This window comes from Enterococcus sp. C74, from assembly GCF_040887125.1.
GTDB lineage: Bacteria > Bacillota > Bacilli > Lactobacillales > Enterococcaceae > Enterococcus_B > Enterococcus_B hirae.
In genome coordinates, this window is the sequence record NZ_JBFOFA010000007.1 from 157,194 (window position 1) to 172,277 (window position 15,084).

The 15,084-nt window shown below is 39.1% G+C and carries 11 protein-coding genes; all 11 read left to right on the forward strand.

What is annotated here, in order from left to right; translation table 11 throughout:
• The first annotated feature begins 6 nt into the window (after positions 1-6).
• The 11 genes from mfd (at position 7) to lysS (ending at position 14,406) form a co-directional block, all read left to right on the forward strand.
• A complete protein-coding gene (mfd, locus tag AB3H93_RS10460) occupies positions 7-3,528 on the forward strand; it encodes a transcription-repair coupling factor (protein ID WP_010720583.1) in 3,522 nt (1,173 codons plus the stop codon).
• A 15-nt stretch (positions 3,529-3,543) separates the two neighbouring features.
• Positions 3,544-5,154, forward strand: coding sequence for an oligosaccharide flippase family protein (locus tag AB3H93_RS10465; RefSeq protein WP_368020542.1), 1,611 nt, complete (start codon positions 3,544-3,546; stop codon positions 5,152-5,154).
• Positions 5,154-5,429: an RNA-binding S4 domain-containing protein gene (locus AB3H93_RS10470; protein WP_010720581.1), complete on the forward strand. Its 276-nt coding sequence runs from the start codon at positions 5,154-5,156 to the stop codon at positions 5,427-5,429. Before AB3H93_RS10465 ends, AB3H93_RS10470 begins: the two co-directional genes overlap by 1 nt.
• A 62-nt stretch (positions 5,430-5,491) precedes the next feature.
• The gene (locus AB3H93_RS10475) at positions 5,492-5,905 is read left to right on the forward strand and encodes a septum formation initiator family protein (RefSeq protein WP_010737290.1); all 414 of its coding nucleotides are present in this window, start codon (positions 5,492-5,494) and stop codon (positions 5,903-5,905) included.
• Between the two features lie 44 nt (positions 5,906-5,949).
• The gene (locus tag AB3H93_RS10480) at positions 5,950-6,432 is read left to right on the forward strand and encodes a S1 domain-containing RNA-binding protein (protein ID WP_010720579.1); all 483 of its coding nucleotides are present in this window, start codon (positions 5,950-5,952) and stop codon (positions 6,430-6,432) included.
• A 110-nt stretch (positions 6,433-6,542) separates the two neighbouring features.
• Entirely contained in the window at positions 6,543-7,985 is a 1,443-nt protein-coding gene (gene tilS / locus AB3H93_RS10485; RefSeq protein WP_034700014.1) for a tRNA lysidine(34) synthetase TilS, read from the forward strand.
• On the forward strand, positions 7,985-8,530 hold the full coding sequence (hpt, locus tag AB3H93_RS10490; RefSeq protein WP_010737292.1) for a hypoxanthine phosphoribosyltransferase: 546 nt from the start codon (positions 7,985-7,987) through the stop codon (positions 8,528-8,530). The genes tilS and hpt overlap by 1 nt, the downstream gene beginning before the upstream one ends.
• A 90-nt stretch (positions 8,531-8,620) precedes the next feature.
• Positions 8,621-10,732, forward strand: coding sequence for an ATP-dependent zinc metalloprotease FtsH (gene ftsH / locus AB3H93_RS10495; protein ID WP_010720576.1), 2,112 nt, complete (start codon positions 8,621-8,623; stop codon positions 10,730-10,732).
• Between the two features lie 175 nt (positions 10,733-10,907).
• Positions 10,908-11,795: an Hsp33 family molecular chaperone HslO gene (hslO, locus tag AB3H93_RS10500; RefSeq protein WP_010720575.1), complete on the forward strand. Its 888-nt coding sequence runs from the start codon at positions 10,908-10,910 to the stop codon at positions 11,793-11,795.
• Positions 11,796-12,791 carry a tRNA dihydrouridine synthase DusB gene (gene dusB, locus AB3H93_RS10505; RefSeq protein WP_034700012.1) on the forward strand — a complete coding sequence of 332 codons (996 nt, stop codon included), beginning with the start codon at positions 11,796-11,798 and terminating at the stop codon, positions 12,789-12,791. It abuts the gene before it with no gap.
• A 118-nt stretch (positions 12,792-12,909) separates the two neighbouring features.
• Positions 12,910-14,406: a lysine--tRNA ligase gene (lysS, locus tag AB3H93_RS10510; protein WP_010720573.1), complete on the forward strand. Its 1,497-nt coding sequence runs from the start codon at positions 12,910-12,912 to the stop codon at positions 14,404-14,406.
• The last annotated feature ends 678 nt before the right edge of the window (positions 14,407-15,084 follow it).

Here is a 15,084-nt window from a genome sequence, read left to right on the forward strand (position 1 = left end):
AAAAAAATGGATATCGTTCAATTAATTGGTAAAGATCCACAGGTAAAGGAATGGCTCAACCAGATAGAAGAAAAATCACCAAGACAATTGATCACTGGTTTAGCTGGTTCAGCCAAAACTCTTCTCTTTGCTCGAGCGTTCAAAAAAACAAAGAAAAACTTAGTCGTATTAATGCCTAATCTGTATTATGCGAATCAACTAGCAGAAGATTTGCAACATGTTTTGCCAGCAGAACAAATACATTCTTTTCCAGTAGATGAAGTTCTTTCTGCGGAAATGGCTTTTTCTTCCCCAGAAGCAAGAAGAGAACGAGTTGCTACACTAAATGCCCTGCAACAAAAACAACCAGGGGTCTATTTATTACCAGTAGCAGCATTGCATAAACGATTACCCAGTCCAAAAGTTTGGAAACAAGCCCAATTGACTTGGCGAACGGGAGAGGAAATAGCCGTTGACGATCTGCCTCGTCTATTGACTTTATTAGGCTACGAACGAGTTGAGATGGTGGCAAAAACAGGAGAGTATAGTATTCGTGGCAGCATCATTGATATCTATCCGATCAATCTCGAACATCCCGTACGTATCGAATTATTTGATGTAGAGATTGACTCCATGCGATATTTTGAAGTAGAAACTCAACGCTCGATCGAAAAAGTAACAGAAATTTGGATCGCACCAACAAGTGAACAGGTCTACGACCAAGCTGATTTACTTCATGGGATCGACCGACTGGAAAAGTTGTTAGAAAAGAAACTAGCGACGATTTCAGAAGAAACAGACCGCCAATTCGTGCAGGATTATTTTGGACAAGTGATCGCGCAATGGCAAGCAGGAAATCCGACAGAAGACGCGAAACTTTATGCTGATCTTCTTTATCAAGAAGAAACGACGATCCTTGATTATTTTCCAACAAGTAGTTTATTCATTGTGGATGATTATCAACGAATCATGGAAACAAATCGGGAGATCGAAAGAGAAGCAGCTGAATGGCAAACACAAAAAATTAGTGAATTACGTGTCTTCTCAGAGCAAGTCTTTGTCAATGATGTGCATAAATTAGTTCAAAAAGAAAAATTTGTGACGACTTTTTTTGCGCTTTTTCAAAAGGGTATGGGGAATTTACGTTTTCAAGCGATTCACAATTTTCAATATCGTACGATGCAACAATTTTTCGGTCAAATGCCATTATTGAAAACAGAAATGGACCGATGGCGTAAGCAAGAACAAACAGTAGTCATCTTTATTCCTACGAAAGAACGGATTAGAAAAGCGGAGCAGATGTTACGTGATGAAGAGATCCTAGTCGTGGAAACCGAAAAAGAAAAACTGATCAGAGGACAAGTGCAACTAGTGGAAGGGGCGCTGCAAACAGGGTTCGAACTTCCTCAAGAGAAAATAGTCGCAATTACGGAAAAAGAAATTTTCCAAAAAACGACGAAGAAACAAACACGGCGACAAACCGTAACTAATGCGGAACGTTTAAAAAGCTATAATGAACTAAAAGCAGGCGACTATGTCGTTCACGCAAATCACGGGATCGGTAAATATATTGGGATGGAAACGTTAGAAGTGGATGGTGTCCATCAAGACTACATGACGATCCTTTATCAAAATGACGATAAATTATTTATTCCGGTTACCCAGCTGAATTTGATCCAAAAATATGTTGCTTCTGAATCAAAAGCACCTCGTATCAATAAATTAGGCAGTAGTGAATGGACGAAAACCAAAAGAAAGGTTTCGTCTAAAATTGAAGATATCGCAGATGATCTGATCAAACTATATGCTGCCAGAGAATCAGAAAAAGGGTATGCGTTTGGACCGGATGATGGGTATCAAAAAGAATTTGAAAATGCCTTCCCATACTCTGAAACGGATGACCAATTACGGAGTGCCGCAGAGATCAAACGAGATATGGAAAAAGAAAAACCGATGGATCGTCTGCTCGTTGGTGATGTTGGCTACGGTAAAACGGAAGTGGCTTTACGAGCTGCTTTTAAAGCCGTCAAGGAAAGTAAACAAGTTGCCTTTTTAGTTCCTACGACCATTCTCGCCCAACAACATTATGAAACGATGTTGGAACGTTTTGAAGGATTTCCAGTAAATGTAGGTCTATTGAGTCGTTTCCGAACGAAAAAACAACAAAAAGAAACGATTGAACAATTACGTACTGGACAAATCGATATCGTAGTCGGAACGCATCGTATCTTATCTAAAGACATTGAATTTAGTGACTTAGGGTTATTGATCGTTGACGAAGAACAGCGTTTTGGTGTAAAACATAAAGAACGTTTGAAACAACTACGTGCCCAAGTGGATGTCTTGACGTTGACAGCGACACCGATCCCACGGACACTCCACATGTCAATGCTCGGGGTTCGTGATTTATCAGTGATCGAAACACCGCCTGCCAATCGGTATCCGATTCAAACTTACGTGATGGAAAAAAATCCTGGAGCGATTCGTGAAGCTATCCATCGAGAAATGGGGCGTGGCGGTCAAGTGTTCTATCTCTATAATCGAGTAGAGACGATCGAACAAAAAGTGGAAGAAATCCAAGAACTTGTACCAGAAGCACGAATCGGTTATGCGCATGGTCAAATGACTGAAGCACAATTAGAAAATACATTGTTTGATTTTATTGAAGGACAATATGATGTGTTAGTCACAACGACGATCATTGAAACGGGTGTCGATATTCCAAATGCGAATACGCTCTTCGTTGAAAATGCTGATTACATGGGGCTATCGACTCTTTATCAATTACGAGGTCGTGTGGGACGAAGCAACCGAGTGGCGTACGCCTACTTCATGTATGAACAACAAAAAATCTTGAATGAAGTCAGCGAAAAACGTCTTCAAGCCATTAAAGATTTCACCGAACTAGGCTCTGGTTTTAAAATCGCTATGCGGGATTTATCGATCCGAGGAGCAGGAAATCTGCTAGGTGCGCAGCAGCACGGCTTTATTGATGCTGTCGGATTCGACATGTATTCGCAAATGTTAAGTGATGCTGTTTTACGTAAACAAGGAAAGAACAACCAAGTGGAAAAAACAGCAGTTGAAATCGATCTTGGGGTTGATGCTTACTTGCCAGAAGAATATGTTTCGGACCAAAGACAGAAAATTGAAATTTATAAACGGATCAGGGAACTTGATTCACAAGAAATGCTTGATGAATTAGAAGATGATCTTTTAGACCGTTTTGGGGAATACCCTGAAGAGGTGGCACATCTCTTAACGATTGGCCAAATCAAAATGGATGGCGATCGCGCCTTGATTGAAACAATTCGCAAGCAACAGCAGACTATCGTCTTTAATCTAAGTAAAGCAGGAACAAAACGCTATACTGTAGAACAGTTATTTGAAGCTTTGACTGCAACAAAACTAAAAGCAAGTTTAGGTGTAGAAAAAGAAAAAATGGTGATTCGACTAACGGTTCCTAACAAGACCGATGAAGCAGTTTGGTTGCAAGAAATCCAACGTTTTGTCAAAGCTTTACGTGAACAAAAATATCTGTCTGCTTAGGAAGGAGCGAATACTTTGGACCATAAAGAGATGCGTCGCGTGATGCATGGCGCATTTATATTGACGATTGCTTCTTTCATAGCAAAAGTCCTAAGTGCGCTGTACCGCATTCCGCTCCAAAACTTAGTTGGTGATGAAGGATTTTATGTATACCAACAAGTATACCCAATCTATGGGATTGCCATGACTTTAGCGTTGTCTGGTTTACCGCAATTCATTTCAAAATATGTCGCTGAACGAAAAGATCCAATTCAGCGAAAAGAAGCACTGCAACGGCTTTATCCATTAGTTTTTTGGACAGGGATTGTTCTGTGGCTGTTTACTTTTCTCTTTAGCCGTTGGATTGCTTGGATGATGGGGGATCAGCAATTACGACCGCTGATCCAAATCGTTTCATTTACTTTCTTACTGATGCCAGGTCTATCTTTTTATCGAGGAAATTTCCAAGGCAGATTTTTGATGGAACCGACAGCTGTTTCACAAGTCGTTGAACAATTTGTGAGAGTGGCGATCATCGTTTTCAGTGCCTTTGCTTTTCGACTATTTGGCTGGTCAGTTTACCAAACAGGAACTGCTGCTATGAGTGGTGCAGTCATCGGGGGACTTTGTGCCTATGGTGTGTTGCGCTATTATGAACAAAAGATCCATGGTGGAGCGTTAAGTTTTCGACATTTTTCGGTCACGAAACGACCTGACAAACGATTGATCCGGCGTTTTTTAGTTGAAGGGGGCTTAGTGTCAATCTATAGTGGTCTGCTGATTTTCTTTCAGCTGATCGACTCATTTTTTGTAAAAAATGCGCTTCAAGTTTATGGACTATCTGAACAAAGTGCAAAAATTGCAAAAGGGGTCTATGATCGTGGGCAACCGTTAGTTCAATTAGGACTAGTGATTGCAACTGCATTAAGTGCGACTTTCTTACCTGCATTGACGAAATACTTGATAACGGCTGTGCATAGTCAATTTCTAAAGACTGCCAAAATCTATTTACGGTTAACAACGACTTTAGCATTAGCTGCTTCTGTAGGACTAGCCATGCTTTTACCGTATATCAACTATGCGCTATTTAAAGATTACGCTGGGAATGCAGCGTTGGTGCTATTCGTCTTTGCAATTGCTTTAACAGCAATCATCCAAACCTATCAAAGTATTGCCCAAAGTAAAAATTCTTTTCGTCCCTCTTTGAAAGGTGCAGGCTGGGGGCTGTTAGCCAAAGCTTTGGCAACCCCGTTTCTAACTGGTTATCTAGGGACAGTAGGAGCTAGTTTGTCGACCTTGCTAGGATTGGCTGTCACCCTATGGTATTTTGTCCACACGGAGACTAGTGAAATCAATCAGTTCTGGAAAGAACGTCGCTTTGGAAGTAAATTGCTTCAATGTTTGGGATGGATGATCTTAGCCTTACTGATTTATTATGGCGGACTGACGATGGTTTTTGGCCCGGTTGCTCATCGGTCTTCTGCATTCTTTGCCAGTTTAGCAGGTGTAGGAATCGGGGCGTTCGTCTTTGTGAATGCTGTGATCTGGACAAAATTATTTACGGTTAGAGAATGGTTGATGTTACCGTTTGGAAAAAAGATTTTACGATTTAATAAACTTATAAAAAATAAAAGTGAGGAATCCTAATGCGATTAGATAAATTTCTTAAAATTTCTCGAATTATCAAACGCCGCTCTGTAGCAAAAGAAGTGGCAGATAAAGGAAGAATTCAAATCAACGGAAAATTGGCTAAATCTTCTAGTGATGTCAAGGTAGGCGATCAATTGAAGATCCAATTTGGAAACAAAACAATGGAAGTAAAAGTCAATGAATTACATGAGTCAACGAAAAAAGAAGATGCTCAAAAAATGTATGAGATCATTTCGGAGATTCGCAAGCAAAACACTGACGAAATAGATTAGACAACCCTCAATGATATTGGTATAATGAAAACGACAATCAAAAAAGATTGGAGCGAAGAGAAGTGACAAAAAAAAGCAACAAAATTGCTGCTTTAGATACAGAGTATGCAAAGAAAAAATATGTCGAATTTCAAGAACAACAACGCCAGTTGATTTTTCGTAGACGTCGATTAGCAGTTATTTTTATAGGTGCTTTGGTCATTTTCGCAATTTTAGGTTTTCAAATTTTTCGTGATATGCAAAGAATGAATCAATTAAACGAATTGAAAGTTGAAGCAAATACGGAATTAAGCCAAGTCAATGCTGATGTGGATCAGCTAACACAGGATGTCTCATTATTGAAAGATGATGACTATGTGGCGAAACTTGCGAGAAGCAAATACTTTTATTCAAAAGAAGGCGAGCAGGTTTATCCAGTATTAGAATCAAATACGGATGACACAGACCAAACAACTAGTTCAACAACTGCAAAATAAGCAGTATTATAAATAGGTTAATAATTAGGAGGAACATTTTTTTTATGTCAATCGAGGTAGGAGCAAAACTGCAAGGAAAAGTATCAGGAATTACAAATTTTGGCGCGTTTATTGATTTAGGAGCTGGAAAAACTGGTCTAGTTCATATCAGTGAAGTCTCAAATGGCTATATCAAAGATATTCATGATGTTTTAAGTGTCAGTGATGAAGTAACTGTTAAAGTTATCTCAGTTAATGATGATGGTAAAATTGGATTATCAATCCGTCAAACACAACCAAAACCAGCGGAATCAACAGAATCAGATGATGATAAGCGTCCAAAAAAATACCAACAAAGAGATCCTCGCGATAATCGAGGTCGTTCAACACAGAAAAAACCTTTTTCTCGCAGTCAATCTTCTAATAACCATAAAGAAGACTTCGATTCATTAATGAGTTCATTTTTAAAGGATAGTGATGATCGATTGACTTCCTTGAAGCGCAATACAGAAGGTAAACGTGGCGGACGCGGCGGACGTCGCAGCTAACCAAAAACTTAAGAGCAGGCAATTGTCGCAGACTTTTGTCCGCTCTTTTTTTCATTGGAATCTTTGATGGTAGGTTGATCGAAGCCGAGAAGGAACAAGGAAGTGATTCGATGGAAGAAGAACAAGACGCAAGGAAGATCAGACAACGTTTTTTGACAAATTGTGAAATCAATGGTTATTTGAATGAAAAAACAAGAGCGCTACTGGCGGTTTCTGGGGGAGTAGATTCTATGGTTCTTCTGGATTTAATGATGGAAGCGCAAAAAAAATGGGGTTTCTTTTTGGCAGTGACCCATATCAATCATCAATTAAGAGAAGAATCTGTTCATGAAGTTGCGTATTTAAAGAAGTATTGTCAACAACATCAACTCCCGTTACAAGTGGAAGTTTGGGAAAAGCCAACAAAAAAGGGCATTGAAACAGCGGCTCGAGAGTTTCGTTATCAAGTGTTTGCGAAGCAGATGCAAAGCGGCAGCTATGACTGCCTAATGACGGCACATCATGGGGATGACCAAATGGAAACGGTTTTAATGAAGTTGTTGCGTGGGGGGCAACTTAGTACCTATGCTGGGATCAAAGAAGCCCAACCCTTCTCCAATGGTCGATTGATTCGTCCGTTACTAGGATTTAGTAAGGCGCAATTATATCAATATGCTTCAGAGCGAGAGCTGGTTTATTTTGAAGACCATACGAATCAAGAGTTGGATGTTCAGCGTAATCGCCTTCGTCATTTGGTTCTGCCTCAACTAAAACAAGAAAATCCACAAGCAATGGTTCATTTTCAACGTTTTTCGCAGCAGATCCAATGGGCAGATCGATTGATTCAAACACACATGAAGAAAGTCTTGATGGAAAATGTCGTAGAAGAAAACGAACGGGTGCATTTTCCTTGGAAACTATTAGCGGAGATGCCAGAAGAAGAAAGCTATTATTTCTTATACGCATTCTTTGATCATTTTTTTGAAAAAACAGCGATCGTGATCAAAGAAAAACAAATCCAACTGATTTTACAACAGTGTCAACAGAAAAAAGGCCAATGGAAAATTACTCTTGAACGAGGGTGGGTTCTGCAACGTAGCTATGAAAAAATCTATCTTATCCAAGAGAAAGCTGATCCCTCAAAAACAATACAAGAACGAACAGAGGCGTATAAGTTGGAGTTGAATCAACGCATCAGGTTGGATGAAAGCTGCTGGATCGGCTTGTTTACACCTGAAGCAGCCGAAGAAGCTAGAAAAGCAGATGATTGGGACGAGTTTTCTCATGATCTTTGGCTATCTTCACATCAAGAACTGTTTGTAGGAAAGAGACAAGCAGGAGAGCGTATCCAGCTAAATAGCAAACTAAAAAAGAAAATATCCAGATATTTGATTGATAACAAAGTACCTGATTCACAAAGAAAAGAGGCATGGGTCGTGAGGGATCAAAATGAAAATATTTATAGTTTGGTCCCATTTACCTATTCCTATTTGAGTATTGGTGTAGAAACTGATAAAATACACTACATACTTCTTTACAAATATCACAAAGAAGCAATTGGAAGGAGAACCTGATGTTAGAAAAGGATATTGAAAAAGTTTTGATTACAAGAGAAGAAATACAAGTTCGTTGTGAAGAACTAGGCAAAGAATTGGCAGAAACTTATAAGCATAATAATCCACTCGTTGTTGGTGTTCTAAAAGGCGCTGTTCCATTCATGGCAGATATCATACGTTCGATTGATGCTCACTTGGAAATAGACTTTATGGATGTTTCAAGTTATGGAAATGCAACGGTTTCATCAGGAGAAGTCAAAATCGTCAAAGATTTAGATACCAATGTTGAAGGCCGTGACTTACTGATCGTTGAAGATATCATCGATAGTGGAAGAACACTCGCTTATTTGGTTGATCTATTTAAATACCGTAAAGCAAAATCAGTGAAAATTGTCACATTGCTTGATAAACCAGAAGGTAGAGTAGTTGATATTGAAGCAGACTATGTTGGATTCAATGTTCCTAATGAATTTGTAGTGGGTTACGGATTAGATTATGCAGAAGCTTACCGTAATTTACCATACATCGGTGTATTGAAGCCTAGCGTTTATCAATCAAATTAGTGCTGTATCTACTATAAATTGTGTTACAATAGAATGGTCAGGATTGATAAAAAAAATGCTAAATTAAAATAACGCATAGGGAGGGCAACTATGAACAAAAAAAACAATGGCATGATGAAAAATGCCTTGTATTATGTCCTCGTAATCTTAGCGATGGTTATGGTCGTATATTTTATCTTTGGTAATAACGGCCAACGATCGTCAGATATCGAGTACACAAAATTTACAGAACAATTACAAGCAGGTAAAATCAAAGAATTTGAAGTGCAACCTGCAAATGGTGTATATAAAATTTCTGGAGAGTATAAAGAACAGCAAACCGTCTCTAACAGTGGTGGACTTGCTATCTTAGGATCGACAGATACAAAAACGACACACTTTACAACGATTATTTTGCCAAACGATACCACACTTAGCCAAGTGACTGATTTAGCGAAAGAACATAACGTAGCTACAACAGTCAAAGAAGAATCAAGCAGTGGCGTATGGGTATCCTTATTGCTAAGCTTCTTACCAATTATTATCCTTGTGTTCTTCTTCTATATGATGATGGGGCAACAAGGTGGTGGCGGAGGCGGCGGTGGCCGTGTCATGAACTTTGGTAAATCAAAAGCCAAAGAAGCCGACAAAAAAGCTAACCGTGTACGCTTCTCAGATGTCGCTGGTGCAGAAGAAGAGAAACAAGAGTTGGTTGAAGTTGTTGAATTCTTAAGAGATCCGCGACGTTTTGTTGAGTTAGGCGCGCGTATCCCAGCTGGTGTTCTTTTAGAAGGACCTCCAGGAACTGGTAAAACATTGTTAGCAAAAGCTGTAGCTGGAGAAGCGGGTGTACCGTTTTACTCTATTTCAGGTTCTGACTTTGTAGAAATGTTTGTGGGTGTTGGGGCAAGTCGTGTTCGTGACTTATTTGAAACAGCGAAGAAAAATGCTCCAGCAATCATCTTCATCGATGAAATTGATGCTGTTGGTCGTCAACGTGGCGCAGGCATGGGCGGTGGACATGATGAACGTGAACAAACACTGAACCAATTGCTAGTTGAAATGGACGGATTTGATGGGAATGAAGGTGTTATCGTCATTGCTGCAACAAACCGTTCAGATGTACTTGACCCTGCACTTTTACGTCCAGGACGTTTTGACCGTCAAATTTTAGTTGGTCGTCCAGATGTGAAAGGCCGTGAAGCAATCTTACGTGTTCACGCACGAAACAAACCGATGGCAGATGACGTTGATTTGAAAGTCGTGGCACAACAAACACCAGGTTTTGCTGGTGCAGATTTAGAAAATGTCTTAAACGAAGCAGCTTTAGTTGCGGCTCGTCGTAACAAGAAGAAAATCGATGCTTCAGATATTGATGAAGCAGAAGATCGCGTGATTGCAGGTCCAGCTAAGAAAGATCGCGTAATCAGCAAAAAAGAACGAGAAATGGTGGCTTATCACGAAGCAGGTCATACGATCGTTGGTTTAGTCTTGAGTCGGGCACGTGTGGTTCATAAAGTAACCATTATTCCACGTGGACGTGCAGGTGGTTATATGATCGCCTTACCAAAAGAAGATCAATTCTTGATGACAAAAGAAGATATGTTTGAACAAATCGTTGGTTTGCTTGGTGGTCGAACAGCAGAAGAAATCATCTTCAACGTTCAATCAACTGGGGCTTCTAATGACTTTGAACAAGCAACAGCTTTAGCACGAAGCATGGTAACTGAATATGGAATGAGTGATCGTTTAGGTCCAGTTCAATATGAAGGAAATCATCAAGTATTTGTTGGTCGTGACTATGGTCAAACGAAAGCTTACTCTGAACAAGTGGCCTTTGAAATTGACCAAGAAGTGCGTAAGATTTTGATGGAAGCTCATCAAAAAGCGCATGAGATCATCGAAGCACATCGAGCACAACATAAATTGATCGCTGAAAAACTGTTAGAATTTGAAACACTCGATGCGAAAGCAATCAAATCTTTATTTGAAAAAGGTGTTATGCCTGAAGGTTCAGAATCTGCTAACTATCCTAGTGAAAAAGAAGCGCAAACTTTTGAAGAAGCAAAACGTGCTTTGGAAGAAAAAGACGCAGAAAAACAAGCGGAAGAAAAGCAAGATTTTGAGCACGATAAGAAAGAATTTGAAGAAGAGAAAAAAGAATTAAATGAAGAAGAACATCAAACTTCTTCAACAGATGATTCGGATGATCAACCGAAATAATCACTAAAAAATGAGAGCTACGACAAAAGTCGTGGCTCTTTTTTAGTAGTTGTTTTATTTTTTATTATAGAATAGGCAAATAAAAGAAAAGATAACATTCATAAGTTGAAAATTATCAGCGTAACTAGTATGATTCACTATGAATTTAAAAATCGGAAAAGAGGTACATAAATAAATGGAAGATTATTTGATCAAGGCACTGGCCTATGATGGCTATGTACGTGCTTATGCAGTTCAAGCAACAAACACTGTTGCAGAAGCCCAAAAACGACACGACACTTGGCATACATCATCGGCTGCATTAGGTCGTACGCTTGTTGGCGGACTTTTACTAGGTTCGACGCTAAAAGGCGAAGACAAGTTAACTGTGCGGATTCAAGGGAATGGTCCGGCTAATGGGATTGTGGTAGATGCGAATGGTAAAGGAGAAGTCAAAGGCTATATCCAAAACCCTCATTTGAGCCTACCTTTGAATGAAGCAGGAAAAATTGATGTGCGTGGTGCTGTGGGAACGCAAGGGATGTTCAGTGTTACTAAAGACCTCGGTTTGAAAGAACCATTTTCGGGACAAACACCTATTGTTTCTGGAGAAATTGCGGAAGACTTTACCTATTATCTTGCAATCTCAGAACAGATTCCTTCAGCAGTTGGATTGAGCGTTTTAGTTAACACGGATGACAGTATCAAAACAGCTGGTGGATTTATGATCCAAATCATGCCTGGTGCAGATGAAGAAACTATCAGTAAAATCGAAGAACAATTAAAAACGACACCACGTATTTCTACTTTATTAGACGAAGGATTAACACCTGAAAAAATTCTTGAAGGTTTACTAGGAACTAGTGAGTTGAATATTTTAGAGAAAATGCCGGTACAATTCAAATGTGATTGCTCAAAAGAAAAATTTGGGGAAGCAATTATTGCTTTAGGGGCAGAAGAAATCCAAGCGATGATTGATGAAGATCACGGAGCAGAAGCCGTTTGTTCATTCTGCAACAACAAGTATGAATACAGTGAAGCAGAATTATCCGAGCTAAAAGCAGAAGCGCTGGGAGGAAAATAAGTGGAACATACATGGAAAATCGGACATGTTGAAATTCCCAATCGAGTAGTTGTCGCACCGATGGCTGGAATCACTAATTCAGCTTTTCGTGTGACCGTCAAAGAGTTCGGTGCTGGATTAGTCGTCTGTGAGATGATCAGTGACCAAGGAATCCATTTTAGAAACAAGAAAACATTAGAGATGCTGCATATCGAAGAAACAGAACATCCACTAAGTTTGCAAATTTTTGGTGGAAACAAAGATACTTTGGTCGAGGCTGCCCAATTCGTTCAAGAAAATACAGCGGCTGACATCATTGATATCAATATGGGTTGCCCAGTGAACAAAATCATCAAAGCAGAAGCAGGCGCTAAATGGTTATTGGATCCAGATAAAGTTTATGAGATGGTACAAGCTGTCTCTTCTGCCGTTGATGTACCAGTTACTGTGAAAATGAGAATCGGTTGGGATGAACAACATGTCTTTGCTGTGCAAAATGCTTTAGCGGCTGAAGCAGCTGGCGCCAGTGCAATCGCCATGCACGGACGTACGAGAGTACAAATGTATGAAGGTAAAGCAAACTGGGAAGTATTGAAAGAAGTTAAAAGTCAGCTCAAAATCCCATTTATGGGCAATGGAGATGTCAAAACTCCGGAAGATGCTAAAAGAATGTTAGAATACGTAGGAGCGGATGGTGTGATGATCGGTCGTGCAGCGTTAGGCAATCCTTGGATGATCCATCGCACCCAGCATTACTTAGAAACCGGCGAGTTAATCCCTGAACCAACACCAAGAGAAAAAATCGAGACCGCTAAATTACATTTGAAACGTTTAGTCGATTTAAAAGGAGAGGTTGTTGCGTGCCGAGAATTTCGGACACATGCTTCCTATTATTTAAAAGGAATCTCTCGAGCAGCAAAAGTAAAAGTTGCAATCAATCAAGCAGAAAAACAAGTAGAAATCAATGAACTGCTTGACCGCTTTTTAGAGAAAACAGAAAAAGTATCTGTGAAATAATCCAGTGATTTTCTAAGTTTTTCGTGAATTTTCAAGTCGAACTTTAAGTTCGGCTTGCTTTTTTTGTGTTTCATTGGCATTATAGGAAAGAGAATAACATGAGAATGGAGGAACTTTTGTGACACAGGAACAACAACATCAAGTAGAAGATTTAAACGATCAAATGCTTGTTCGCCGTCAAAAAATGGAGCAATTAAGAGAAAATGGGATTGATCCTTTTGGTAAACGATTTGAACGTACGCACAATTCAGAAGAATTACATGAATTGTTTGATCCAAGAACAAAAGAAGAATTAGCAGAGATGGGGCTAACTGCAAGTGTAGCCGGTCGAATGATCACTCGTCGTGGTAAAGGAAAAGCTGGATTTGCTCACTTACAAGATCGTGAAGGCCAAATCCAAATTTATGTACGTAAAGATCAAGTAGGTGATGAAGCCTATGATGTATTCAAACATGCTGATTTAGGAGACTTCTTTGGCGTAACAGGTGAAATCATGAAGACTGATACTGGCGAAGTTTCAATCAAGGCATCAGAAATCACTATTTTATCAAAAGCTTTACGTCCGCTACCAGATAAATACCATGGATTGACTAATATCGAACAACGTTATCGTCAACGTTATCTTGATTTGATCAGTAACCGTGAAAGTTTTGATCGCTTCATGAAACGTAGCCAAATTATTAGCGAAATCCGTCGTTACTTAGATGGTAATGGCTATATTGAAGTAGAAACACCAGTCTTACACAATGAAGCCGGTGGTGCTGCAGCTCGTCCATTTATTACACACCATAACGCACTAGATATTGATTTATACTTACGTATTGCGTTAGAACTTCATTTAAAACGCCTAATTGTGGGTGGAATGGAAAAAGTTTACGAAATCGGTCGCGTTTTCCGTAATGAAGGGATCGATACAACTCATAATCCAGAATTTACGATGTTAGAAGCTTACACCGCTTATACAGATTTCCAGGATGTCATGAACTTGACTGAAGGAATCATTCGTAATGCAGCCCAAAAAGTTCTTGGTACAGCAGAAATCACTTATGATGGCCAAGCAGTTGATTTGGAAAGTGACTTTAAACGTATCCATATGGTAGATGCGATCAAAGAGCAAACAGGTGTCGATTTCTGGAAAGAAATGACATTAGAAGAAGCATTAGCACTTGCTGAAGAGCATCACGTAGAAGTGACCGAAGCAATGGGCGTAGGACATGTCATCAATGAGTTCTTTGAAACTTTTGTGGAAGAAACATTGACACAACCAACTTTTGTTTACGGACATCCAGTAGAAGTATCTCCATTGGCGAAAAAGAATCCAGAAGATCCACGCTTTACCGATCGTTTTGAATTGTTTATCGTTGGTCGGGAATTTGCGAATGCCTTTACCGAATTAAATGATCCAATTGATCAAAGAGAACGTTTTGAAGCCCAAGAAAAAGAACGTGAGCTAGGAAACGATGAAGCACACGGTGTCGATGAAGACTTCTTGGAAGCTTTAGAATATGGTATGCCACCAACTGGCGGTCTAGGTATCGGAATTGACCGTTTAGTTATGTTATTGACGGATGCACAGTCGATCCGTGATGTTTTGCTATTCCCAACGATGCGTTAGATATGGTGAATATGAATAAAAAAGAAGCCAAGAACTGTTGGCTTCTTTTTTTATAATCTAGTAAAAGAGAGAAGTCAAAGGATCACTCTATTTTTAGTAGATAGCGTAAAACTTACACCACTTTTTGTCAGTTTCTTTTTTGAAATAATGAGGTACGGTAAAAAAATGCAAGGCGAGGATAATCGAGAAATTTATTATGTGGAGGCGTAGATAAAGGAATTGCTTGCTTGTATTTGAGTGGATTGATTAAACGATCTTCTTATTTATAACGAATATTAAAGAATAAGGGATGAGTAATATCGCAGGAAAACTATTAAAATACGAATGATTATTTTTAAAATCACAGAAATGATCGTCCAATGAAAAAAACTTGAAAAAATACAAAAAATTCGTTGACCGTTAAAGGTTTAGTTGGTATATTATTATTTGTTCAAAAGTTATCACTAAATAACTTCTGACAAAAATAAAAAATAACTTCAAAAAGTTCTTGACGTGTGAGAGATCACATGATAAGATAACTGAGTCGTTAAAAAACAACAGCTTACGAAGCTTGATTCTATCGAAAAAAACTTTAAAAAAGTTGTTGACAAATAACAAACGATGAGTTATGATAAATGAGTTGCTGAAACACTTCTAAAAAACGAAGTCAAAAAAACTTTTAAAAAAGAGTTGACAAAT

Coding starts and splice junctions, on each gene's coding strand:
- hpt (WP_010737292.1), top strand. CDS start 7,985: ATGTTAGAAAAGGATATTGAAAAAGTTTTGATTACAAGAGAAGAAATA.
- AB3H93_RS10470 (WP_010720581.1), top strand. CDS start 5,154: ATGCGATTAGATAAATTTCTTAAAATTTCTCGAATTATCAAACGCCGC.
- ftsH (WP_010720576.1), top strand. CDS start 8,621: ATGAACAAAAAAAACAATGGCATGATGAAAAATGCCTTGTATTATGTC.
- tilS (WP_034700014.1), top strand. CDS start 6,543: ATGGAAGAAGAACAAGACGCAAGGAAGATCAGACAACGTTTTTTGACA.
- hslO (WP_010720575.1), top strand. CDS start 10,908: ATGGAAGATTATTTGATCAAGGCACTGGCCTATGATGGCTATGTACGT.
- mfd (WP_010720583.1), top strand. CDS start 7: ATGGATATCGTTCAATTAATTGGTAAAGATCCACAGGTAAAGGAATGG.
- AB3H93_RS10480 (WP_010720579.1), top strand. CDS start 5,950: ATGTCAATCGAGGTAGGAGCAAAACTGCAAGGAAAAGTATCAGGAATT.